This is a genomic window from Streptomyces sp. NPDC051211 (assembly GCF_040689505.1).
Classification (GTDB): Bacteria; Actinomycetota; Actinomycetes; order Streptomycetales; family Streptomycetaceae; genus Streptomyces.
Window position 1 is genome coordinate 18240 of sequence record NZ_JBFBAV010000054.1, and the last position, 23251, is coordinate 41490.

Here is a 23251-nt window from a genome sequence, read left to right on the forward strand (position 1 = left end):
TAGTCCTCAGTCAGTCCCTGGGAAGGCCGAGAATCCGCTCGGCGACGACGTTCAGCTGGACCTGGGTGGTGCCCCCGGCGATGGTCAGGCAGCGCGACATCAGCACCCCGTGCACCGCCCGCTCCCCCGCGTCCTCCCGCACCGCGCCCGCCGGCCCGAGCAGTTCGAGGGCGAGCTCGGCGGTCCGCTGCTGGTGCGGGGTCTGGACGAGCTTGCGTACGGACGCCCCGGCGCCCGGCTCCAGCCCGGACACCTGCTGCAGGGTGGTGCGCAGCGCGATGCAGGCCAGGGCGTGCGCCTCGGCGGCGAGCGCCCCGATCCGGGCCCGGTGGGCGCCGTCCAGTTCGGCGGAGCGCGCGATCAGCGCCTTCAGGCCGGTGTCGAAGGTCATCTGGTCGGCCATGTGCACCCGCTCGTTGCCGAGCGTGTTGCGGGCCACCTGCCAGCCGCCGGTCTCCGTGCCGACCAGGGCGTCCGCCGGGAGTTCCACCTCGTCGAAGTACACCTCGTTGAAGAGGGCCTCGCCGGTGATCTCCTTCAGCGGGCGGATGTCGATCCCGGCGGAGTTCTTCATGTCGACGACGAAGTAGCCGAGGCCCTTGTGTTTCGGGGCTGACAGGTCGGTCCGGGCGAGCAGGATGCCGTAGTCGGCGGTGTGTGCGGAACTCGTCCACACCTTCTGCCCGTTGACCACCCAGCCCCGTTCGGTGCGTTCGGCCCTGGTCCGCAGCGAGGCGAGGTCCGAGCCCGCCCCCGGCTCGGAGAACAGCTGGCACCAGGTGATGTCCCCTCGGAGGGTGGGCAGCAGGTACACCTCCTGCTGTTCGGCGGTGCCGTAGGCGAGCAGCGAGGGCACCACCCAGGTGGCGATGCCGAGATCGGCGAGCTTCACCCCGGCCGCCTTCAGCTCCTGCTGTACGACGAGCTGCTCGACCGGCCCGGCCCCGATCCCGTACGGCGGCGGGAGGTACGGCGCGGCGTACCCGGTGGGTACGAGCACCCGCCGGGCGGCGGCCGGCTCCAGCCCGCGGGCGTCCTGGATGACCTCGCGCGCCCGGGCCCGGTACGCCTCGGCCTCCTCGGGCAGTTCCAGGCGCAGCTCGCGGCGGGCGCCGCCGGCCGCCAGCCGGACCGACCGCAACCGGTGCCCGTCCCCGGCGCCGAGGAGCTGCCGGGCGGTCAGGGCCCGGCGCAGGAAGATGTGGGCGTCGTGCTCCCAGGTGAAGCCGATGCCGCCGAGGATCTGGATGCAGTCCTTGGCGCAGCTGTAGGCGGCGTCCAGGGCGGTCCCGGCGGCGAGGGCCGCGGTAAGTCCCCGCACCTCGGCGGCGTCCTCGGCCGCCTGTGCGGCGTCCCAGGCCAGCGCCCGCGCCTGCTCGACCCTGACCAGCATGTCCGCGCAGAGGTGTTTGATGCCCTGGAACTGGCCGATGGGTCGCCCGAACTGCTCCCGCACCTTGGCGTACTCGGCGGCTGTGTGCAGCGCCCAGGCGGCCGTACCGCATGCGTCGGCGGCGAAGAGGGTGCAGGCGAGGTCCCGTACCAGCGCGGCGTCCAGCGCCAGCAGCCGGTCCGCCGGCACCTCGGCCCCGCGCGCCCGCACCTCGGCGGTCGGCCGGGTCGGGTCGGCGCTGTCGTGCGTACGGATGTCCAGCGCGGCGGCGTCGACCGCGAACCAGAGGGTGCCGTGCGCGGCTTCGGCCGCGAGCAGCACCAGATCGGCCTCGCCCGCCCCGAGCACCGGTGGTGCGACCCCGTCGAGCAGGTGCCCGCCGCCCTCGACGGCAACGGCGGTCAGGCTGCCGGACCCGAGCGCGACCGCCGCGATCCGGCTGCCGTCGGCCAGCCCGGCCGCCAGCTCACCGGCCCCGGCCCGGTCCAGCAGCGCGGAGGCGAGCGCGCTGGGCAGGAACGGGCCGGGCAGCGCACCCCGGGCGGCCTCCTCGACCACGACGGCGAGGTCGAGCAGGGTCCCGCCCTCCAGATGCGGAGCGAGCAGTCCCTGCGCGGCGAGCGCATCCCACCAGTCGGGCCGCACCCCGGTCCGGGGCGGGCTGTCGAGCAGTTTGCGGACCGCCTCGGGCGGCACGGTCCGCGCCACCCATCCGCGCACGGCCTCGGCCAACTCCCGCTGTTCTTGCGTGATTCCGATGCCCATGCGCGGCAGGGTAGAACACGTTCCAATATGACGGAAGGTCAGAATGGAACGTGTTCTCGGAACGCCCCTCCAGCGGGGCGGGGGTCAGCCCACGCAGCCGGCCACCGGTGGGGCGCTCGGGGTGCAGTTGGTCGGCTCGTTGTCCGTCACCGGGGTGGCCGTCAGCGAGACCGTGCCTCCGTCGTTGTAGATGCCACCCGGGGCCTCACGCGCAGAGTTGTGGGTCACCGAGCTGTTCCGGAGGGTGAGGGTGGAGGCGGCATTGTTGGCGATGCCACCTCCCGGCGCGTTGATCCCGAAGGACCGGTTGGCGAAGACGGTGGTCCGTTCGAGAGTCAGCGTGCTGTCCCTGTTCTGGATGCCGCCCCCGTTTCCGTTCGATCCGGTCGAGGTATTGCCGCGGATGAGGGTGTCCCTGATGGTCGCCGTCAGGTCGAGCGTGTGGATGCCACCGCCGTCGTCCCCGGCCGCGTTGTCGGTCACACGGCTGTTGCTCAAGGTCATGCTGTTGCGGGCGTCCATCCCGCCGCCGCTGTCCTGGGCGGTGTTGCCGGTGATGGTGGTGTTGGAGATGTTGGCGGTGCCATCACTGTTGATGCCGCCTGCGTTGTTCGTGGAGAAGTTGAAGCTCACGGTGCTGTTGCGGACGGTCAGCTGCGAACCGAAACCGCTGTTGACGCCTGCGCCGCGACCTTCGGCGTCCGAGACGTTCCTGGTCACTTCGACGGAGTTGAGGGTGAGGTCGGCGCCGCCTCCGGCGAGGATGCCCCCGCCGCCGTTGGAATCCGACCGCCCACCACGGACGGTGACGTTGTTCAGGGTCAGATGTGCGTTCGCGCCGTTCGCCTCGAAGATGCGGAATTCGGCTGCCGACTGCCTCTGGATGGTGTTTCCGCTGCCGATGACGGTGATGGGGCTGGTGACGATCGGCAGGCCGTTACCGGGGTTGTGGGCGGAGGTCAGGGTGTAGGTGCAGCCGGGGGCGAGGAAGAGGACTGCGGGGCCGGGGATGGTGTTGGCCTGGGTGATGGCGTTCCGGAGGGCCGTCTGACTGCACAGCACGATCGCCTGCGCTTGGGCCTGGGCGGGCATCGCGACCACCGTCGCGAGGGCTGCAGCGGCCCCGGCGAAAACTCCGAGCTTGGTCATGGGAGACATGGCGGCAAAAGTACGGAGAACGGATAAACGGACAAGGAAACGGGACGGAACGCGCCGGAGCCGTCCCCCGCAGGGGCCACGAGCGACCGCCAGTCGGACCGCGTTCGGCAGCAGACCCGGCTGCCGAACGGAAGCGACCCGGGCATGGACCCCTACCGGGCGGTAGGGCAGCATGGGGCCCGCCTCATCCACTGCACGCACCGCCGGAGACACCATGGCCGCCGCCCCCAAGCCGGAAACCCTCGCCGCATTCGAGGCAGCCAAGGGATTCATGCCCGTACGCGAAGGGCTCGCCCTGTACGAGGCGGCCGCCGCGGCCGGGCGGCTGGGCCTGCCGCTGCTGGAGGTCGGCACGTACTGCGGGCGCTCCACGATCCTGCTCGCCGATGCCGCCCGCGAGGCCGGCGTCGCCGCGATCACCGTGGACCACCACCGGGGCAGCGAGGAGCAGCAGCCGGGCTGGGAGTACCACGACCCGACCGTGGTCGACCCGGAGATCGGCCTGATGGACACCCTGCCCACCTTCCGGCGGACCCTGCACAAGGCGGGCCTGGAGGAGCACGTCATCGCGATCGTCGGCCGGTCCCCGCAGGTCGCGGCGACCTGGGGCGGCCCGCTCGGCTTCGTCTTCATCGACGGCGGGCACACCGACGAGCACGCCACCGGCGACTACGAGGGCTGGGCCCCGCACGTCGCGGTGGGTGGCACCCTGGCCATCCACGACGTCTTCCCGGACCCGGCGGACGGCGGCCAGGCCCCGTACCGCATCTACCTCCGCGCGATGGCCTCCGGCGCCTTCGAGGAGATCTCGGTGACGGACTCCCTCCGCGTCCTGCGCCGCACCGGCCCCGGCATCTGATCCATCCGATCCATCCGATCCGCCCGGTCCGTCCAGGTCCGTCCGGGTCTGTCATCGCCGCCGGATGGCCCGGGGTCCGGACGGCGGGCGGTTGCGCGGTCTAGCATCGCGACGTGCCGTACGACGACAGCCCCCCGCCCCCGGAATCCGCCTCCTCCGTCAGCCCGGACCGGCCGTGGTTCGCCCGCCGCTCCACGCTCGCCGTGGCGGCGGCCGCCCTTGCGCCGACCTTCCTCGCGGGCTGGGTCCTGGTCCAGGTGAGCGGCGGTGCGGGTCCCGACGGTACGCCGCCGGCCCGGGTGTTGCCGCTGCCCGCCGCACAGCCGTCGGCCGCGCCCGGCAGCGGGGACGCCAAGGCGAGCGGGTCCCCGGCCCCGAGCACGCCCGCGGCCGCCTCCCCCGGCACGGCCCCGGGCACGGCCCCGGCCGCCTCCCCGGCCACGTCCGCGGCGCCCGCCCCCGTCCAGGGCGCCGGCAAGGGCCCGCTCACCGGCCGTACGGTGGTCATCGACCCCGGCCACAACCCCGGCAACTTCCAGCACTCCCGCGAAATCAACCAGCAGGTCTACATCGGCACCGGCCGCAAGGAGTGCGACACCACCGGCACCACCACCAACTCCGGCTACAAAGAGGCGGAGTTCACCCTCGACGTCTCCCGGCGCCTGCGGACCGCACTCGAAGCCCGCGGTATCCGCGTGGTCTTCACCCACACCGCCGAGCGCCCCTTCGGACCCTGCATCGACGAGCGCGCCCGGATCGGCAACGAGGCCAAGGCCGATGCGGTGGTGTCCGTCCACGCGGACGGCTCCTCGGCCGGCAACCGCGGCTTCCACGTCATCCTCCCGGCCCGGGTGTCGGGCGGGACCGCGGACACCTCCCCCATCGTCGGGCCCTCCCTCGAGCTCGGCGAACGCATCGTCGGCAACTTCGTCCGTACCACCTCCATGGCCCCCTCCAACTACGTGGGCGGCAGTACCGGCTTGGTGGTGCGCGACGATCTCGGTGGTCTCAATCTGTCGACCCGGCCCAAGGTGTTCGTCGAATGCGGCAATATGCGTGACGCCAAGGACGCTGCCCTGCTGACCAGTCCGGAATGGCGCCAGCGGGCGGCGCAGGGCATCGCGGACGGCATCGTCGGGTTCCTCGGCGGGTAGGGAGTCGGGGCACCGGGTGCCCCGATCCCCTCGGGCCCGGGAAACATCCGTACGATGGTCCCCGCCCGCGACCGAGACCGAGAAGGACACCTACCCAGTGAACATCCGCTCCCTCACTCGAGGCGACGGCGTGGTGATCGGAGCAGCGGTGCTGCTGTTCATCGCCTCGTTCCTCGATTACTACTCCTCCGACGGCCTCGACATGCCCGGCGCGTGGGACACCGACATCTACGGTCTGGTCCTGCCGACGATCTTCCTGCTCGGCTTCGTCGCCGCAGGCATGCTCCTGGCCGCACGCTTCCTGCCCGCGGGCCGCCAGCTCGCCGGCGTACCGCTGACCGGCTGGGGCACGGTGCTCGCCGTCGCGTCCGCCTGGTCCGCGCTGTGGTCCCTGATCGTCGCCCCGGACCGCGCGGACCTCGGCGGCGGAGCGATCATCTCCTTCCTCGCCGCCCTGGCGCTGGCCGGCATCGCCATCGCCGGTCCGAAGCTGCCCGCGCTCGCCGGTCCGCTGCTGCCCGCCGCGGCCCCGGCGGCCGTCCCGCCGTACGGTGCCCAGCCCGGCCACCCCGGTCAGCCCGGCGCCGGCTACGGCTACCCCGGCGGACAGCAGCCGTACGGCGGCGCCCCGCAGCCCGTCCCGCCGTACGGCGGCCAGGGCCAGGAGACCCCTGCCCCGGCCCCCGCTCCGGCACCGGGCCCGCAGGACGCCCAGCCGCAGCACCAGGCCCAGGCCGAGCCCCAGCCGGCCGCCGACTTCACCCCGTTCTGGTTCGCCGTGCCGGTGGCCCGCCCCCTCTTCGCGGAGGACGGCTCCCCCACCCCGATCGCCGAACTGGCGCCCGGCACCTGGTACCTGGCCGTCGACCAGCGCGGCCCCCAGGCCCTCGTCGCCCAGACCCAGGACGGCCGCCGCGGCGTCCTGAACGACACCTCGGGCATCCAGCGCGGCTGATCCCGCCTCCGGCGTAAGCCGGGCACACCCGACAACGGCCCCTTGCCACTTCCCGGCAAGGGGCCGTTGCCCTACAGTCCCCTGACGAATCATCAGATCCGATTGAGGTCGTCGGACAGTTTCGGCAGAGGGGACCCGCATGCGCCTCGGACTCGCACTCGGTTACTGGGGACGCGGACCCGCCCCCGGCCATCTCGACCTCGCCGTGGAGGCCGAGGACCTGGGCTACGACTCCGTGTGGACCGCCGAGGCCTGGGGCTCCGACGCCTTCACCCCGCTGACCTGGATCGCCGCGCACACCTCGCGGATCCGGCTCGGCACCGCCATCGCGCAGATGGCCGCCCGCACCCCCACCGCCACCGCCATGCAGGCCCTCACCCTGGACCACCTCTCCGGCGGCCGGATGATGCTGGGCCTGGGCCTGTCCGGGCCGCAGGTGGTCGAGGGCTGGTACGGCCGGCCGTTCCCGGCGAGCCCGCTCACCGCGACCCGCGAGTACGTGGACATCATCCGCCAGGTGCTGCGCCGCGAGGCCCCCGTCGCCCTGGACGGCCGCTTCCACAGCCACCCGTACACCGGCCCCGACGGCACCGGCATCGGCAAGGCCCTCAAACCGATCACCCACCCGCTCCGCGCCGACCTGCCGGTCCTGCTCGGCGCGGAGGGCCCCAGGAACATCGCCCAGACCACCCGCATCGCGGACGGCTGGCTCCCCCTCTACTGGTCCCCCACCCGAACCGACGTCTACCAGGCCTCCCTCACGGACCTCCCCGAGGGGTTCATGATCGCCCCGATGGCCCGCGCCAACGTCTGCGCGGACGTGGCCGAGGGCCTGCTGCCGGTCAAGGCGATGCTCGGCTTCTACATCGGCGGCATGGGCCACGCGGCCCGCAACTTCCACGCCGACCTGATGGCCCGGATGGGCTACGAGGAGGAGGCCCGGCGGATCCAGGAGCTGTTCCTCGCCGGGCGCAAGGAGGAGGCCGTGCTGGCCGTACCGGACGCCTTCGCCGACGAGATCTCCCTGGTCGGCCCGCGCGAGCGGATCGCCGAACGGCTGGAGCTGTGGCGCAAGGGCCCGGTCACCGACCTGCTGGTGACCGCCCCGGACCCGCACACCCTGCGGGTCCTGGCCGAGCTCAACACCTGAGGCCGGGGGCGCCGGCTGCGCTACCCGCCCAGCTGGGAGGTGGACGGGACCTGGTCCTTGACCTCCGCGCCCGCGCTCGCGCCCGCCGTCTTCACATCGTTGATCATCTTCTCGAAGTTGCCGATGTCCGCGTCGGTGGCCTCGCCCTTGCGGAGCTTGGTGCCCAGGTTCTTGAGCGACTCGATGCCGTCCGTGAGCGGAGCCACCGCCTTCGACAGCAGTTCGTCGCCCTTGGCGTTGTTCACCGCCGCCTTCAGCCGGTTGTAGGTGAAGGCGCCCGCCAGGCCCGCCTTGACCAGCGCGAGGGTCCGGCCGTCCGCACCCTGCTTGAACTTGCCCTCGCGGTACGGCTTGATGATCCACTGGTAGGTGGCGCCGGCCGCGAGCCCGGCGTTCGCCACGAACCGGGTCTTGGCGAACTTCTGCTGCTCCGCCGAGTTGACCGGCGTCGGCCCCGCCTCTTTCGCTCCGTCACCACCGCAGGCAGTGGCCCCCGCCAGCAGCGCGCAGGAGAGGAGCACCGCGACCAGGGCGCGGCGGACTCGGGCGGTACGGAAGACGGGCACGACTGACCTCCGGGGGGTGCGCCTGTACTCCCCGCAGCCTCACCCGGGTCCGGCCGCCCCGCGACTCGGAGCGGCCGTCCGGGTTTCAACGGCGCCATCCCGGCAAGACGCGGGACATGCCTTACCACCGCAGCGGAAGCGGTACGGCAGCCCGGCTGGTGGCGCTCGTCGCCGACCTGCTGGCCGCCGTCATCGTGATCTGGATCGTGATGTACCTGCTCGACGCCAACCGGGCGAACGAGGTGGTCAACTGGTTCCACGACGCGGCCACCTGGCTCGCCGGCTGGTCCCACGACCTGTTCACCTTCGACGAGGAGTGGGCCCGGGTGGTCTTCGGGTACGGCCTGGCGGCCGTGGTCTACCTGGTGATCGGGCACGCCGTGGCCCGGTTCCTGGCCCGGGGGCGCTGAGCAGTCCCCGCCCGTCCCGCCCCCGTCCGGCCGGGCAGGACCCGGCCGGCAGGACTATGCGCAGCAGGCCGGGTCGAGCCCGGGCGGCAGGTCCGCGCCGCCGAAGACCGCGACGGTGGCCGGGTCGCCGCCCAGCGCCGCCACCGCCAGCAGCAGCGAGCCCGCGGTCCAGCTGGTCTTCTCGACCGGCCAGACCGCCTTGTCCTCGAAGACGTAGCCGGTCCAGTACAGGCCGTCCTCGGCGCGCAGGTGCGCGATCGAGCGGAGGATCTCCAGCGCCCGGTCCGACTCGCCCATCGCCCACAGCGCGAGCGCCAGCTCGCAGCTCTCACCGCCGGTCACCCACGGGTTGGGCAGCACGCAGCGCACACCCAGCCCCGGGACGACGAACTCGCCCCAGCGCTCCTCGATCCGCGCCTTCGCCTCGGGACCGGTGAGGGCCCCGCCGAGGACCGGGTAGTACCAGTCCATCGAGTACCGGTTCTTGTCCAGGAACCGCTCGGGGTGGCTGCGTATCGCGTGCCCGAGCGCGCCCGCCGCCAGCTCCCAGTCCGGCTGCGGCTCCTCCCGGTGGGCGGCGATGGCCAGGGCGCACCGCAGGGCCTGGTGGATCGACGAGGACCCGGTCAGCAGCGCGTCGGTGACGGCCGTGCCGTCCGCTTCGCGCTTCCAGCCGATCTCGCCGCCCGGCTGCTGAAGACCGAGGACGAACTCGACGGCCGCGTAGACGGCCGGCCACATCCGGTCCAGGAAGGTGTCGTCCCCGGTGGACAGGTAGTGGTGCCAGACCCCGACGGCGAGGTAGGCGGTGAAGTTGGACTCCTTGCCGGCGTCCTGCGGCTCGGCCGTGTCGACGCCGTCCTCCCGGTCGGCGTAGGCGGCGTACCAGGAGCCGTCCGGGTTCTGGTGCCGGGCCAGCCAGGCGTACGCGGCCTCGGCGGCGGCGTGCTCCCCGGCCGCGTCCAGGGCCATGGCGGCCTCGGTGTGGTCCCACGGGTCCAGGTGGTGTCCGCGGAACCACGGGATCGCCCCGTCCGCCCGCTGCATCGCGAGGATGCCGGCCACCGTCTCGGCGGCCTGGTCGACCGTCAGCACTCCGGGCAGGACCAGGTGTTCCGTACGACCGGTGGCGCCGCCGGACGAGCTCACTGCGCCGCGCCCACGGGCAGGTGGGGCTTGGTCGCGTAGGCCACGAAGCTCTTGCCGATGACCGGGTTCAGCGCCTGCTCGGCCAGCCGGGTCGCGAGCGGCTTCTTCATGATGTCCCAGACCAGCAGCTTGTGGTACGCGCGGACCGGCAGCGCCTTGTCGTTGTCCACGCCGAAGGCGCACTTGAGCCACCAGTACGGGGAGTGCAGGCCGTGGGCGTGGTGGGTGCCGTACGGCTTGAGGCCGGCCGCCTCCATCTTGCCGAGCAGTTCGTCGGCCTTGTAGATGCGGATGTGCCCGCCCTCGACCTCGTGGTAGGCGTCGGACAGCGCCCAGCAGATCTTCTCCGGGCCGTACCGGGGCACGGTGATCGCGATGCGGCCGCCCGGCTTGAGCACCCGCACCATCTCGGCGAGCACGCCCTTGTCGTCGGGGATGTGCTCCATCACCTCGGAGATGATGACCACGTCGAAGGACTCGTCGGGGAAGGGCAGCGCCAGCGCGTCGCCCTCCATGGCGGTGGCCGTGGCGCCCGCCGGGGCCTCGCCCGCCTCCTTCATCGCGGCGAACCACTTGGCGACCTCGCGGATCTCCTCCCCGTTGCGGTCGAGCGCGACCACCTGGGCGCCGCGCCGGTAGCACTCGAAGGCGTGCCGGCCTGCGCCGCAGCCCAGATCGAGCACTCGGTCGCCGGCGGCGAGCGGGAACCGGGAGAAATCGACGGTCAGCACGAGGTCCTGCCTTCGCGGTCGCGGGGGTGTGGGTCGCGGGGGTGGTGAGGGTGGAGCGTCACGGCGTACGGATCACCGCGTACGGGCGGATCGGGCGATGGCGGCGCGGTAGTGGGCGACGGTGCCCTCGGCGGCCTTGGCCCAGGTGAACCGGGACAGCACCCGGTCGCGGCCGGCCGCGCCGAGGCGGGCCCGCAGGTCGGCGTCGCCGAGCAGCCGGCCGAGCGCCGCGGCGAGCGCACCGGCGTCCCCGGGCGGCACCGCGAGGCAGGTCTCCCCGTCGGGTCCGGCGACCTCGGGGATCGCGCCGCCGGTGGTGGCGACCAGCGGGGTGCCGGTGGCCATGGCCTCGGCGGCGGGCAGCGAGAAGCCCTCGTACAGCGACGGCACGCAGGCGACTTGGGCGCCGCGGACCAGGTCGACCAGCTCGCGGTCGGTGATGCCCTTGACGAAGCGGACGGCGTCCTGCAGTCCGTACGTTTCGATGGCCTTGGCGACCGGGCCGCGCTCGGCGCGCTTGCCGACCACGACGAGGTGCGCGTCGGGCCGCTCGGTGCGCAGCTTGGCCAGCGCCTCGACCAGGTGGACGAGGCCCTTGAGCGGGACGTCGGCGCTGGAGGTGGTGACGATCCGTCCGGGCACCTCGTCGACGGCAGGGTCGGGCGACCAGAGGTCGGTGTCGGCGCCGATGTGCACGACGTGGATGCGGTCCTCGCGGACGCCGAGGTCGTCGATGATCTCCTGGCGGGAGGAGCCGGACACGGTCAGTACGGACGGCAGGCGCCGGGCGACCCGCTTCTGCATGCGGGTGAAGCCGTACCAACGCCGCACGGAGGCCCGCTTCTTGCGGTCCTTGGCGGCGGCGAGGTCGAGTCGCCGGTCCACGGTGATGGGGTGGTGGATGGTGGTGACGAGGGGGGCGCCGAGGCCGGACAGCAGGCCGTAGCCGAGGGTCTGGTTGTCGTGGATGACGTCGAACTCGCCCGCGCGGGCGGCCAGGTGGCGGCGGGCGCGCAGCGAGAAGGTCAGCGGCTCGGGGAATCCGCCGGTCCACATGGTTCCGACTTCGAGGAGGTCGATCCAGTCCCGGTACTCGCCGCGCTTGGGGGTGCGGAACGGGTCGGGCTGCCGGTACAGGTCCAGGCTGGGCAGCTCGGTCAGGGTGGCGCCCTCGTCGAGCACGGGATAGGGCTGGGCGCCGATCACCTCGACGGTGTGGCCCAGGCGCACGAGTTCACGGGAGAGGTGCCGGACATAAACGCCCTGCCCGCCACAGAACGGGTTCCCTTTATAGGTGAGGAGCGCGATGCGCAACGGGCGGTCGCCGTCGGCGGCGGCACCCGGGAAAGGGCTCGCCACCATGGCCTCAGCGGTCACTCTCGGCCCCCTTCTCACTGCACTTTCGCCGGAGCGTAACCGCTCGGATAATGTAGAACAAGTTTCAGACTTGATCCGTCAAGGAGATTGAATCTACCGGTCGGAAACCACACCGTAAGAGGCGGAGCAGGTGATTCGCGCCACGGCTCGTCCGCCTGACATGCTGGGCCGTGGCCACGCCTCGGACAGTGCGACTCCATCACCTCGGAATCACCTCGGAACGGGACATATGACAGCGGAAGCCAAAGCCGTCACCACACCGGCGTCCCCGCCCCTGACGGAGCGGCAGGAGGCCCGCCGTCGGCGGATCCTGCACGCGAGCGCCCAACTCGCCAGCCGGGGCGGCTTCGACGCGGTGCAGATGCGGGAGGTCGCCGAGTCCTCCAGCGTCGCCCTCGGCACGCTGTACCGCTACTTCCCCTCCAAGGTGCACCTGCTCGTGGCCACGATGCAGGACCAGCTCCAGCACATGCACACGACCCTGCGCAAGCGGCCGCCGGCCGGCGAGGAACCCTCCGCCCGGGTCGCCGAGACCCTGATGCGCGCGTTCCGGGCCCTGCAGCGGGAACCGCACCTGGCCGACGCCATGGTGCGCGCGCTGACCTTCGCGGACCGCAGCGTGAGCCCCGAGGTGGACACCGTCTCCCGGCTGACCACGGCGATCATCCTGGACGCGATGGGCCTCGAGGCCCCGCCGACCGCCGAACAGCTCTCCGCGGTCCGGGTGATCGAGCACACCTGGCACTCGGCGCTGATCACCTGGCTGTCGGGACGCGCCTCGATCGCCCAGGTCAAGATCGACATCGAGACGGTCTGCCGCCTCATCGACCTGACGGCCCCGGCCCCGCAGCCCCCGGCCTCGTCCCCGGCCTCGTCCCCGGCCCCGTCCCCGACCCCCCGGGAAAAGTCCGGTTCCTGACCCCGCCACCGGGTCGGCCGGGCTGGCCGGGCCGGCCGGGCTGGTCAGTTCCGGTCGCGCGGCACGCCGCCCCGCGTGCGCCGGTCCCCCGCCTCCTCCATCAGCTTCAGCTCCCGCTCCGTGAACCTCGCCTCGCAGGCGTCCTCGGTGGCCGTGAAAGCCATCGCCCACAGCGAACCGGCCTCGGTGTGCCGAGCCTGCAGGGACCAGTTCCGCTTGGTGAGCATGACGAAGACGGCCGTGCCGTTCCCGCCCCCGGTGGCCGAGGTGCCGTCCAGCGGCTCCTCGGTCTGCTTCCCGGCGGCCCAGCCGCGTGCGACGAGCTCCTTCAGGGTCGCGTCGAACTTCGCGCGCGGGGCCTCGGGTTCCCCGGGACCCCCCAGGGGCCCGACCGCCGACCAGATGGCCGAACACGCCCAGCCCCGCGCCACCAGCGCGTCCAGCTCGGAAACCGGCCGGCCCGACGGGGGCGGGGACGGTGCCCTGGTCCCGGGCGAACCGGACGCGGGCAGCCCGGCCGCGGCCGTGGCCGCGTCGATGTCCGCCTGCGCGGCCCCCTTCCCGAAGGCCCCCGCGGCGGCGGTGCCGGCCGTGTCGGCGAGCGTCCCCGATGGAGTGGCCGTTGGCCGGGGCGCCGCGGGTGCCCCGGGCGCGGCCGACCCGGCCGGCTGGGCGCAGCCGCCCGCCAGCGCCACCACCGCGGCGACCACCGCCGCGGCCGCGCCCACCCGCCCGTACCCGCCCATCCGGCTTCCCCACTCCCCGCCGCGCCGCCGGGCGTTCTCCGGCAGCCGTCGCAGGAGTGTCACACGCCCGGGCCCGCGCGCCGCGACGCGGGGCCCGGGCCCAGGGTGTCTTGCCGACCGGGCCGGACACCCCCTGGGGTTACTCCTCCGGCGGGAACACCGCCTCGCCCGACCCCAGCAGGGTGATCATGATCGCTTCGACCGGGCAGCCCTCCGCCGCCGCGAGCACGCCCTCGTTCGCGTCCGTCTCCGGGGCCGCCGGATGCGACTGGCGGGCCGAGTCCAGGGTGAAGCCCGCCGGGGCGTGGCTCACGCACATGCCCGAGCCGATGCAGACGCCGCGGTCGACCTCCACGTGCCAGCGGTCCCCCATCAGGCACCCGCCCCGGGCGGCTGGTACCCGGCGGGCAGGTGGATCATCTTGTGCTCCAGGTACTCGCTCAGGCCCTCCGGCCCGAACTCCCGCCCCACACCGCTGTTCTTGTAGCCGCCGAACGGCCCGAGCATGTCCAGGCTGAAGGTGTTCACGTTGTACGTGCCCGTGCGCACCCGCCGCGCGAAGTCGATGCCGTGTTCCACATCGGCGGTCCACACGCTGCCGCTGAGCCCGAAGTCGGAGTCGTTGGCGATCCGGGCCGCCTCCTCCTCGTTCCCGTACGGCAGCAGGCACACCACCGGCCCGAAGATCTCCTCGCGGGCGATCCGCATCGAGTTGTCGACGCCCCCGAAGAGGGTGGGCTCCACGTACCAGCCCTGCTCGAGCCCGGCCGGTATGCCGCCGCCCGTGAGGATCTTGGCGCCCTCCTCCTGGCCGATGCCGATGTAGTCGAGCGAGCGCTGCTGCTGCCGCTTGGCCACCAGCGGCCCGATCTGGGTCGCCGGGTCCAGCGGGTCGCCGACCACCTGGGCGCGGACCGCCGCCACCAGCGCCTCGGCCACCTCGTCGTACCGGCTGCGGGGGGCGAGGATGCGGGTCTGGGCCACGCAGGCCTGCCCGTTGTTCATCCAGGCCGACTGGATCAGGCCGGGCACGGTGAGGTCCAGGTCGGCGTCCGGCAGGACGACCGCCGCCGACTTGCCGCCCAGTTCGAGGGTCACCCGGGTCAGGTTCCGGGCGGCGACCTCCATGACCCGCTTGCCGGCCGCGACCGAGCCGGTGAAGGCCACCTTGTCGACGCCGGGATGCCCGACCAGGTATTCGCTGACCTCCCGGTCCGCCGGGAGGATCGACAGCACCCCCTCCGGCAGCCCGGCCTCGCGGGCGATGTCGGCGAGGATGTAGGAGTCGAGCGGCGACTCCGGGGACGGCTTCAGGATCACCGTCGACCCGCTGAGCAGCGCGGGCCCGAGCTTGGCCGCGGCCACGAACTGCGGCACGTTCCAGGGGATGACGGCCGCCACCACACCCACCGGCTCCCGCCGGACCAGGATCGGCCCGAGCACGCCGGTCCGGTGCTCCTCGTAGGGGTAGTCGCGGGCGACGGTGATCGCCGCGTCGTAGACCATCATCGGGCCGAGGGCCTGGGCGAGCACGCTCCACGAGTAGGGCGAGCCGTTCTGCGAGCTGATCGAGCGGGCGATCTCCTCGTGCCGTACCGCGATGGCGTCCTTGATCCGCGAGACGACGGCGATCCGCTCCTCGAGGGCCAGCCGGGGCCACGGCCCCTCGTCGAAGGCCTTCCGCGCGGCCGCGACGGCCCGGTCCACGTCCTGCCGGGAGGCGTGCGGGACCCGGCCGATGACCTGCCCGGTGTGCGGGGAGACGACCTCGATGGTGTCGCCGCCCAGCGGATCGGCCCACTCCCCGCCGATGAACAGTTGTCCGTGTTCCACGAGCTCGGTCATGGCTGATGCCTCCTGCTGGCTGCTGCGCTACCACCCCTGACGATGCTTCAGAACTGATACCAGTTCTAGTTGCAGGAGTCCACGCCGCGGACAGAAGTGCGACGGATGATCCAATGCCGCGCCAACAGGTGCGCAAGATGGTCGACTTGGGCTACTACTGTCGAGTGGAACAAGTTCTCGTCCGAATGATCCGCGTGAACCGGCAGCAGGGGGACTCATGTCACAGGTGACCGACCAGGTGACCGACCACGGCGGAGGCGTCCACGCCCTCCGGGTGCCCATCCCCGACAACCCCCTCGGCCACACCCTCGTCCATGTCCTCGACACCGACCGCGGACCGGTCCTCGTCGACACCGGCTGGGACGACCCCGCCTCCTGGGACACCCTGAACGCCGGCCTCGGCGTCCTCGGCCTGTCCGCCGCCGACATCCACGGCGTGGTCATCACCCACCACCACCCGGACCACCACGGCCTGTCCGGCCGGGTCCGCGAGGCCTCCGGCTGCTGGATCGCCATGCACGCCGCCGACACCGAGGTCGTCGTCCGCACCCGCTCCGCCGAACCCGGCGTCTGGTTCGACTACATGAGCGAGAAGCTCGGCCTGGCCGGCGCACCCGAGGAGCACATCGCCCCGCTGCGCGCCGCCCGCCGGGCCGGCCGCATGCGGACCCTGCCCGGCCTGCACGCCGCCGTCCCCGACCGCGAGATCGTGCCCGGCGAACTCCTCCCGCTGGCCGGCCGCCGGCTCCGCGCCATCTGGACCCCCGGCCACACCCCCGGCCACGTCTGCCTGCACCTGGAGGAGGAGCACCCCGCCAACCTCCCCGGCAACGGCCGCCTCTTCTCCGGCGACCACCTCCTCCCCGGCATCACTCCGCACATCGGCCTGTACGAGGCCCCCGACGAGCACGGGGTCACCCGCGCCACCGACCCCCTCGGCGACTACCTCGACTCCCTCGAACGCATCGGCCGGCTCGCCCCCGCCGAGGTCCTCCCCGCCCACCAACACGCCTTCACCGACGCCCCGGCCCGGGTCCGCGAGCTCCTCCTCCACCACGAGGAACGCCTGGCCGGCCTCCACCGGCTGCTCGCCGAACCGCTCACCCCCTGGGCCCTGGCGGAGCGGATGGAATGGAACCGGCCGTGGGAGCAGATCCCGTACGGCTCCCGCAACATCGCCGTCTCGGAGGCCGAGGCCCACCTGCGACGCCTGGTGAAAACGGGCCGCGCGGAGGCCGTCCCGGGCTCGGACCCGGTGGCGTACCGGGCCGTGTGAGCGGCGGGGGCAGGCTCGGGCACGGGCCTGCCCCCGGGAGGCCGGGCACGGGCCGGAGGGAGGCCCGGATACGAGCCCGCGGGTAAACCGGGGGCAAGGCGGATACGGGCCCGCGGGTAGGCCGGATACCAGCCGAAGGGAGGCCAGGCACAGGCCGGAGGGAGGCCGGATACGGGCCGGGGGCAGGCCCGATACGGGCCGGGGGCAGGCCCGATACGGCCCGGGGGCAGGCCCGATACGGGCCGGTAGAGTGGGCAGGTCGTCAACACGTCCGTACGGGGGGAAGCCGGTGCGAATCCGGCACTGACCCGCAGCCGTGACCCGCCGCCCTCCGGACGGCGGGAAGCCGGAATGCCCCGTACGGAAACGGTGACCGGCACCGTCGAGGTCATACGGAGCCGGAGCCCGGTACCCCGCGTGCCTGCCTCCTGCTCCCCAGCAGGAGAGGCACCCGCCCCGTCATGAACGTCCGCCGCAGCGCAGCCGCGCTCGCCGCCTCCGCCGTGCTCTGCGCGGTCGCCGCTCCCACCGCCTTCGCCGCACCGTCACCCTCCCCCTCGCCGGTCATACCCTCCGGCCTCTACGGCACCGGCGACCCGACGTACGACGGCGTCTTCCGCCAGTCGCTGGCCCTCCTCGCCCAGCACACCGCCGGGGTGAAGCCCGCTCCGCAGGCCGTGCACTGGCTGGCCGGACAGCAGTGCGCGAACGGCGCGTTCGCCGCGTTCCGCCCGGACACCGCCAAGGCCTGCGACGCCACGATGATGCTCGACACCAACGCCACGGCCGCCGCGGTGCAGGCCCTGGCCGTGCTCGGCGGCCACGAGGAGCAGGTGAAGAAGGCCGCGGGCTGGCTGAAGGCCGTCCAGAACGACAACGGCGGCTGGAGCTACAGCCCCGGCGGCGCCATGGACTCCGGTACGGACGCCAACTCGACCGGCATCGTGGTGGGCGCGCTGGCCGCGGCCGGCGAGCAGCCCGCCGCGCTGAAGTCGCCGAAGTCGGGCAAGACCCCGTACGACGCGCTGCGCGCCCTGCAGCTCGCCTGCGTGCAGGAGGGCGTTTCGAAGCCCGAGGACCTGGGCGCCTTCGCCTTCCAGCCGGACAAGGCGGGCAAGCTGCCGGCCAACGCGGACGCGACCGCGGCCGCCGTGCTGGGCGTGCTCGGCAAAGGCATGGTCGTGGCCGCCCCGGCCGCCGACAAGCCGGTCGACCCCAAGGCGGTGACCTGCGAGGCAGGCGGCGCGAAGGACCCGGCCCAGTCCGCGGCGGGCGCGAACGCCTTCCTGAGCACGAAGCTCGCGGCCACCGGCGACCACCTGATGTCGGCGATGCCGGGCGCCACCGACCAGCCGGACTTCGGCAACACGGCGGACGCGGTCGTCGCCCTTGCCGCCGGCGGCCACCGCTCTGCCGCGGCGAAGCCGCTGGCCTGGCTGAAGCAGAACGCCGCCGGCTGGGCGAAGACCGCCGGCCCGGCCGCGTACGCCCAGCTGATCCTGGCCGCGCACGCGGGCGGCGCCGACCCGAGGGCGTTCGGCGGCACCGACCTGGTGGCGGCACTGAACGCGCAGGGCCCGGCCCCGGCGGCGACGCCGACGAAGGCGACGGGCGGAATGGTCCGCTCGGACAAGTCCGACTCCTCCGACTCCTCCGGCACGGTGTGGTGGATCGTGGGCGCGGGCGCGGCCGCCGGTGTGGGCATCGGCATCCTGCTCAGCGGCCGCCGGAAGAAGCAGCAGCCGTGACGCGCCGGCACCTCGCCGCACCGGCCCTACTGGTGGCGCTGCTGCTCGGGGTCCTCCTCAGCAGCCCCGCGCTGGCGGCCGGCTACCGGTACTGGTCGTTCTGGGACGGCGGTACGGGCGGCCGGTGGACGTACGCCACCCAGGGCCCCTCGCTGGTCCGGCCGGCCGACGGCGAGGTGCAGGGCTTCCGGTTCGCGGTGAGCAAGGACGACTCGGTGCAGGGCACGCAGCCGCGGGTCGCGGCGGACTTCGCGGCCGTCTGCGGGACCACGCCGGCCGTTCCGGGCAAGAAGCGGGTGGCCGTGGTGGTCGACTTCGGCGTCCCGGCGGACGCGCCCGCGGGCGAGACCCCGCCGCAGGACGCCCCGCGCACGGCCTGCGCCCAGGTCCCCCCGGAGGCCACGGCGGCGGAGGCCCTGGCGGCGGTGGCGAAGCCGCTGCGCTACAACGCCTCGGCGCTGCTGTGCGCGATCTCCGGCTACCCGCGCCAGGGCTGCGGCGAACAGCTCTCGGACTCCGCCCCGAACCCGTCCGCATCGGCCCCCTCCCCGTCAACACCGCCACAGTCCTCCCCCTCCCCCTCGGACAGCGGCCCGTCGGTGGGCCTGCTCGCCGGCATCGCGGCGGTCCTGGCCCTGGCCGCAGCCGCCCTCTGGCAATCCCGCCGCCGCCCCCGATGACCTCCCCCACCCACCCTCCGCACACCGCACCCCCGAGCCGACCCAACGCCACCCCGGGCCGGCCCGACGCCACACCCGCGCCCGCGCCCGGCGACCAGGCCGCGCCCAGCAGCGTCCCCGCCCAGGCCCCGGCCGCGGACGGCGGCGATGTGCGCGCTCTCGGTGTGGCCGGGCGCGCCGGGGTGGGCGGCCCGGGCGGCAGGGCCGGGGCCGTGCCCCGGCGGGCCTCCGGGCCGGGCGGAGCCGGGGGCGGCAGGCCGGCCCCGCCCCGCCGGCCGGCGTACATACAGAAGCTCCGCGCCCCCGAGGCCGGCCGCGGCAACGCCCTGCACGCCGGCGCCTGGTGGCTGTGGGCCCTCGGCCTCGCCACCGCCGCCTCGCGCACCACCAACCCCCTCCTCCTCGGCCTGATCATCGGCGTGGCCGGCTACGTCGTCGCCGCCCGCCGCACCGACGCCCCCTGGGCCCGCTCCTACGGCGCCTTCATCAAGCTCGGCCTGTTCGTGATCGCCCTCCGCCTCCTCTTCTCCGTGGTCCTCGGGTCCCCCATCCCCGGCACCCACACCCTCTTCACCCTCCCGGAACTCCCCCTCCCCGACTGGGCCCAGGGCATCCGCATCGGCGGCCGGGTCACCGCCGAGCAGCTCGTGTTCGCCTTCTACGACGGCGCGAAGCTCGCCGCCCTCCTGATCTGCGTGGGCGCCGCGAACGCCCTCGCCAATCCGGCCCGGCTCCTCAAGTCCCTCCCCGCCGCCCTCTACGAGGCCGGGGTCGCCGTCGTCGTCGCCATGACCTTCGCGCCGAACATGGTCGCGGACGTGGTCCGGCTGCGGACCGCCCGTCGCCTGCGCGGCCGCCCCACCGGCGGCATCAGGGCGATCCTGCAGATCGGTCTGCCCGTCCTGGAGGGCGCGCTCGAACGGTCCGTGGCCGTCGCCGCCTCCATGGATGCCCGCGGCTACGGCCGTACCGCCGATGTGCCGCCCGCGGTCCGGCACACCACCAACGTGCTCACCCTCGGCGGCCTGCTCGGCATGTGTGCCGGCACGTACGGGCTGCTGGCCGCCGAGGGCGCCGGCTACGGCCTGCCGGTCCTCCTCGGCGGGCTCGCCCTCGCTCTTGCCGGGCTCCGGCTCGGCGGCCGGCGCAGCGTCCGCACCCGCTACCGCCCCGACCGCTGGGGGGTGCGCGCCTGGCTGGTCGCGGGTTCGGGCGCCGCCGTCGCCGCCCTGATGATCTACGCCGGGTCGACCGACCCCGAGGGCCTCAAGCCGGGGGTGGTGCCCCTGGTGGCGCCCGGTCTGCCGCTGTGGCCGGCGGCAGCGGTCCTCATCGGTCTGCTCCCCGCCTTCGTGGCACCCGTACCTTCGCAGGAGGCGTCGTAAGTGGTGATCCGCTTCGAGCAGGTGTCCGTCACGTACGAGGGTGCGCCCGCCCCTGCCCTCCGTGACGCGAACCTGACCATCCCGGAGGGTGAGCTGACCCTCCTCGTCGGCCCCTCGGGTGTCGGCAAGTCGACTTTCCTGGGCGCGGTCTCCGGGCTGGTCCCGCACTTCACGGGCGGTAACCTGCGCGGCCGGGTCACGGTCGCGGGGCGGGACACCCGTACCCACAAGCCGCGGGAGCTCGCGGACGTGGTCGGCACGGTGGGCCAGGACCCGCTCGCCCATTTCGTGACGGACGTGGTGGAGGACGAGCTCGCGTACGGCATGGAGTCGCTGGGGCTGCCGCCTGCGGTGATGCGGCGCCGGGTGGAGGAGACCCTCGACCTGCTCGGTCTGAACGAGCTGCGCGACCGCCCCATCGCCACCCTGTCCGGGGGCCAGCAGCAGCGGGTGGCGATCGGCTCGGTCCTCACCCCGCACCCGCGGGTGCTGGTGCTGGACGAGCCGACCTCCGCGCTGGACCCGGCGGCGGCGGAGGAGGTCCTGGCCGTGCTCCAGCGGCTGGTCCACGACCTGGGGACGACCGTGCTGATGGCGGAGCACCGCCTGGAACGGGTGGTGCAGTACGCGGACCGGGTCGTCCTGCTGCCGGCGCCGGGGGCCGCGCCGGTCCTCGGTACCCCGGCGGAGATCATGGCGATCTCGCCGGTGCACCCGCCGGTGGTGGCCTTGGGCCGCCTCGCGGGCTGGACCCCCCTCCCCCTCTCCATCCGCGACGCCCGCCGCACGGCCACCCCCCTCAACACCCACCTCGCCGCCCTCACCCCCCAGGCACCCCCGCCCCACGGAACCCACGCAGCCCCGCCGGGGTCGAACCCCCACCCGGCCTCGCCGGGGGCGGAGCCATCTCCAGCCTCGCCGGCGTTTGAGGCGCGGGGGTCCGGGGGCGGAGCCCCCGGTTACGGGAAGGGGCGGGGTGGGGAAGAGGCCCCGCGCAGCGGCCCCCGCCCCGGCCTGCTCGCCCGCCTCCGCCTCCGCCGCCGCACCCCGGCACCCCCGGGCACGGACACGGGCACAGCCACGGGCAGTGCCGGCACGGCCACAGCCACGGGCAGGGCGGGCACGGGGACGGCCACGGCCACGGCCACGGCCACGACCACGGCACCCGTCGCCCTCGCCACCAACCTCTCCGTACGCCGCGCCCGCACCGAAACCCTCCGCAACATCCACCTCTCCGTAGCCCCCGGCGAAACCATCGCCCTCATGGGCCGCAACGGCGCCGGCAAATCCACCCTCCTGTCCACCCTGGTCGGCATGCTGGAGCCCGCCTCCGGATCGCTCACCGTCGCCGGGGCCGTCCCGCACCGGACCGCGCCCGCCGACATGGTCAGCCGGGTCGGCCTGGTCCCGCAGGAGCCCCGTGACCTGCTGTACGCCGACACGGTCGGCGCCGAGTGCGAGGCGGCCGACGCCGATGCGGGCGCGGCCCCCGGCACCTGCCGGGAGCTGGTGTCCGCGCTGCTGCCGGACGTCCCGGACGAGACCCATCCGCGCGACCTGTCCGAAGGGCAGCGCCTCGCCCTCGCCCTCGCGCTGGTCCTCACCGGCCGGCCCGCGCTCCTCCTGCTCGACGAGCCCACCCGCGGCCTGGACTACGCGGCGAAGGCGCGGCTGATCGAGATCCTGCGCGGCTTGGCCGCCGACGGACACGCGATCGTGCTGGCCACGCACGACGTGGAACTGGCCGCCGAGCTGGCCCACCGGGTGGTCATCCTGGCGGGCGGCGAGATCGTCGCGGACGGCCCGACCGCCGAGGTGGTGGTTTCCTCCCCCGCCTTCGCCCCGCAGGTCGCGAAGATCCTCGCCCCGGGCCACTGGCTCACGGTGACCCAGGTCGCCCAGGCCCTGGCGGCCCACCCGGCTCCACCCACCCCCCAGAACCCCCCGAAACCACAAGCCCCCCAACCCCCACAGGTCCCCCAACCCCCACAGGAACCCCGCCCCGGCCGCACCTACCGCAGCGGCCCCCCAGGCCCCCGCCCCACCGGGGAGGCCACCCCATGAGCCGCACACCCCGCACGCCCAGCAGCAGCCGCACAACCAGTACAACCAGTACAACCAGCACGACCCACCCGACCCGCACACCCCACCCGCCCCGCCCCATCCGCATCGGCCCCCGCGCCGCCACCGCCCTCGCCCTCGTCACCCTCATCGGCATCGCCGGCTTCGGCTGGCCCCTGCTCGCCGACGCGCGGTCGGGGCTCGCGCACTCCCAGGACGCCCCCTGGCTGTTCGCGGCCCTGCTGCCGCTGCTGGTCGCCGTGGTCGTCGCGACCATCGCCGACAACGGCATGGACGCCAAGGCCGTGGCCATGCTCGGGGTGCTCGCCGCGGTCGGGGCGGCGCTGCGCCCGCTGGGCGCCGGCACGGCCGGGCTGGAGCCGATGTTCTTCCTGATGGTGCTCAGCGGCCGGGTCCTCGGCCCCGGCTTCGGCTTCGTCCTGGGGGCCGTCACCATGTTCGCCTCCGCCCTGCTCACCGGCGGGGTGGGCCCCTGGATGCCGTTCCAGATGCTGGCCATGGGCTGGTTCGCGCTGGGTGCCGGGCTGCTCCCGGGCCCGGACCGGATCCGCGGCCGGGCCGAACTGTGGATGCTCGCGGCCTACGGGTTCCTGGCGGCCTTCGCGTACGGCACGGTCATGAACCTGCAGGGCTGGCCGCTCATCGCGGGCATGTCCACGGGCACCTCGTTCCAGCCGGGCGAGCCCCTGCCGGAGAACCTGGCCCGCTTCCTCGCGTACTGCACCGCGACCTCCCTCGGCTGGGACCTGGGCCGGGCGGCGCTGACCGTCGCCCTCACCCTCGCCCTGGGCGGCACCCTGCTGAAGGCGCTCCGCCGGGCGACTCGGAAAGCTTCGTTCGACGCGTCCGGCACCTTCGATTCAGGGCCCGAAGTGGCCCAGGCCACACCCCAAAAAGGGGTAC

The 23251-nt window shown here is 73.8% G+C and carries 21 protein-coding genes and 1 riboswitch; of the genes, 12 read left to right on the forward strand and 9 right to left on the reverse strand.

Annotated elements, in window-relative coordinates; all coding sequences use genetic code 11:
* Positions 1 to 10: 10 nt before the first annotated feature.
* Together AB0447_RS32480 and AB0447_RS32485 are read right to left on the reverse strand one after the other, a co-directional pair.
* Positions 11 to 2158 (reverse strand): acyl-CoA dehydrogenase, encoded by a 2148-nt coding sequence (locus tag AB0447_RS32480; protein WP_366480465.1) that lies wholly within the window; start codon positions 2156 to 2158, stop codon positions 11 to 13.
* 84 nt (positions 2159 to 2242) lie between these two features.
* Positions 2243 to 3316, reverse strand: coding sequence for a hypothetical protein (locus tag AB0447_RS32485; protein ID WP_366480466.1), 1074 nt, complete (start codon positions 3314 to 3316; stop codon positions 2243 to 2245).
* A gap of 214 nt (positions 3317 to 3530) precedes the next feature.
* Here AB0447_RS32485 and AB0447_RS32490 point away from each other — a divergent pair, with 214 nt between their 5' ends.
* The 4 genes from AB0447_RS32490 to AB0447_RS32505 all read left to right on the forward strand — a co-directional run bounded on the left by AB0447_RS32490 (position 3531) and on the right by AB0447_RS32505 (position 7434).
* On the forward strand, positions 3531 to 4175 hold the full coding sequence (locus AB0447_RS32490; protein ID WP_366480467.1) for a class I SAM-dependent methyltransferase: 645 nt from the start codon (positions 3531 to 3533) through the stop codon (positions 4173 to 4175).
* A gap of 113 nt (positions 4176 to 4288) precedes the next feature.
* Positions 4289 to 5329 (forward strand): N-acetylmuramoyl-L-alanine amidase, encoded by a 1041-nt coding sequence (locus AB0447_RS32495; RefSeq protein ID WP_366480468.1) that lies wholly within the window; start codon positions 4289 to 4291, stop codon positions 5327 to 5329.
* A 97-nt stretch (positions 5330 to 5426) separates the two neighbouring features.
* Positions 5427 to 6284: a DUF5336 domain-containing protein gene (locus tag AB0447_RS32500; RefSeq protein WP_366480469.1), complete on the forward strand. Its 858-nt coding sequence runs from the start codon at positions 5427 to 5429 to the stop codon at positions 6282 to 6284.
* A gap of 139 nt (positions 6285 to 6423) precedes the next feature.
* Positions 6424 to 7434 (forward strand): LLM class F420-dependent oxidoreductase, encoded by a 1011-nt coding sequence (locus AB0447_RS32505; protein ID WP_366480471.1) that lies wholly within the window; start codon positions 6424 to 6426, stop codon positions 7432 to 7434.
* A gap of 20 nt (positions 7435 to 7454) precedes the next feature.
* On the opposite strand, the gene AB0447_RS32510 is transcribed toward AB0447_RS32505, so the two are convergent.
* Complete coding sequence (locus AB0447_RS32510; RefSeq protein WP_366480472.1) at positions 7455 to 8000, reverse strand: hypothetical protein; 546 nt, start codon at positions 7998 to 8000, stop codon at positions 7455 to 7457.
* 116 nt (positions 8001 to 8116) lie between these two features.
* On the opposite strand from AB0447_RS32510, the gene AB0447_RS32515 reads away from it, so the two are divergent.
* Complete coding sequence (locus AB0447_RS32515) at positions 8117 to 8410, forward strand: hypothetical protein (protein ID WP_366480473.1); 294 nt, start codon at positions 8117 to 8119, stop codon at positions 8408 to 8410.
* 54 nt (positions 8411 to 8464) lie between these two features.
* On the opposite strand, the gene AB0447_RS32520 is transcribed toward AB0447_RS32515, so the two are convergent.
* The 3 genes from AB0447_RS32520 to AB0447_RS32530 form a co-directional block, all read right to left on the reverse strand.
* On the reverse strand, positions 8465 to 9559 hold the full coding sequence (locus AB0447_RS32520; RefSeq protein ID WP_366480474.1) for a prenyltransferase: 1095 nt from the start codon (positions 9557 to 9559) through the stop codon (positions 8465 to 8467).
* Complete coding sequence (locus AB0447_RS32525) at positions 9556 to 10290, reverse strand: class I SAM-dependent methyltransferase (RefSeq protein WP_366480475.1); 735 nt, start codon at positions 10288 to 10290, stop codon at positions 9556 to 9558. The genes AB0447_RS32520 and AB0447_RS32525 overlap by 4 nt, the downstream gene beginning before the upstream one ends.
* Before the next feature lie 72 nt (positions 10291 to 10362).
* Positions 10363 to 11667, reverse strand: a complete 1305-nt coding sequence (locus AB0447_RS32530; RefSeq protein ID WP_366480476.1) for a glycosyltransferase family 4 protein — start codon at positions 11665 to 11667, stop codon at positions 10363 to 10365.
* 229 nt (positions 11668 to 11896) lie between these two features.
* On the opposite strand from AB0447_RS32530, the gene AB0447_RS32535 reads away from it, so the two are divergent.
* On the forward strand, positions 11897 to 12586 hold the full coding sequence (locus AB0447_RS32535; RefSeq protein WP_366480477.1) for a TetR family transcriptional regulator: 690 nt from the start codon (positions 11897 to 11899) through the stop codon (positions 12584 to 12586).
* Between the two features lie 44 nt (positions 12587 to 12630).
* On the opposite strand, the gene AB0447_RS32540 is transcribed toward AB0447_RS32535, so the two are convergent.
* The 3 genes from AB0447_RS32540 to AB0447_RS32550 all read right to left on the reverse strand — a co-directional run bounded on the left by AB0447_RS32540 (position 12631) and on the right by AB0447_RS32550 (position 15177).
* On the reverse strand, positions 12631 to 13395 hold the full coding sequence (locus tag AB0447_RS32540; RefSeq protein ID WP_366480478.1) for a hypothetical protein: 765 nt from the start codon (positions 13393 to 13395) through the stop codon (positions 12631 to 12633).
* A gap of 76 nt (positions 13396 to 13471) precedes the next feature.
* Positions 13472 to 13705: a ferredoxin gene (locus tag AB0447_RS32545; protein WP_366480479.1), complete on the reverse strand. Its 234-nt coding sequence runs from the start codon at positions 13703 to 13705 to the stop codon at positions 13472 to 13474.
* Positions 13705 to 15177, reverse strand: coding sequence for an aldehyde dehydrogenase (locus AB0447_RS32550; protein WP_366480481.1), 1473 nt, complete (start codon positions 15175 to 15177; stop codon positions 13705 to 13707). The genes AB0447_RS32545 and AB0447_RS32550 overlap by 1 nt, the downstream gene beginning before the upstream one ends.
* A 217-nt stretch (positions 15178 to 15394) precedes the next feature.
* On the opposite strand from AB0447_RS32550, the gene AB0447_RS32555 reads away from it, so the two are divergent.
* The 6 genes from AB0447_RS32555 to AB0447_RS32580 form a co-directional block, all read left to right on the forward strand.
* Positions 15395 to 16453, forward strand: coding sequence for an MBL fold metallo-hydrolase (locus AB0447_RS32555; RefSeq protein ID WP_366480482.1), 1059 nt, complete (start codon positions 15395 to 15397; stop codon positions 16451 to 16453).
* 279 nt (positions 16454 to 16732) lie between these two features.
* A riboswitch (cobalamin riboswitch) is annotated at positions 16733 to 16810 on the forward strand.
* A gap of 104 nt (positions 16811 to 16914) precedes the next feature.
* On the forward strand, positions 16915 to 18201 hold the full coding sequence (locus AB0447_RS32560) for a hypothetical protein (protein WP_366480483.1): 1287 nt from the start codon (positions 16915 to 16917) through the stop codon (positions 18199 to 18201).
* Complete coding sequence (locus AB0447_RS32565; RefSeq protein ID WP_366480484.1) at positions 18198 to 18881, forward strand: SCO2322 family protein; 684 nt, start codon at positions 18198 to 18200, stop codon at positions 18879 to 18881. Before AB0447_RS32560 ends, AB0447_RS32565 begins: the two co-directional genes overlap by 4 nt.
* Positions 18878 to 20266: an energy-coupling factor transporter transmembrane protein EcfT gene (locus AB0447_RS32570; protein ID WP_366480485.1), complete on the forward strand. Its 1389-nt coding sequence runs from the start codon at positions 18878 to 18880 to the stop codon at positions 20264 to 20266. Before AB0447_RS32565 ends, AB0447_RS32570 begins: the two co-directional genes overlap by 4 nt.
* A 3-nt stretch (positions 20267 to 20269) precedes the next feature.
* Complete coding sequence (locus AB0447_RS32575; protein WP_366480489.1) at positions 20270 to 22330, forward strand: ATP-binding cassette domain-containing protein; 2061 nt, start codon at positions 20270 to 20272, stop codon at positions 22328 to 22330.
* A gap of 98 nt (positions 22331 to 22428) precedes the next feature.
* Positions 22429 to 23251: ECF transporter S component (locus AB0447_RS32580; RefSeq protein WP_366480490.1), on the forward strand; the 823-nt coding region annotated here is incomplete at its 3' end.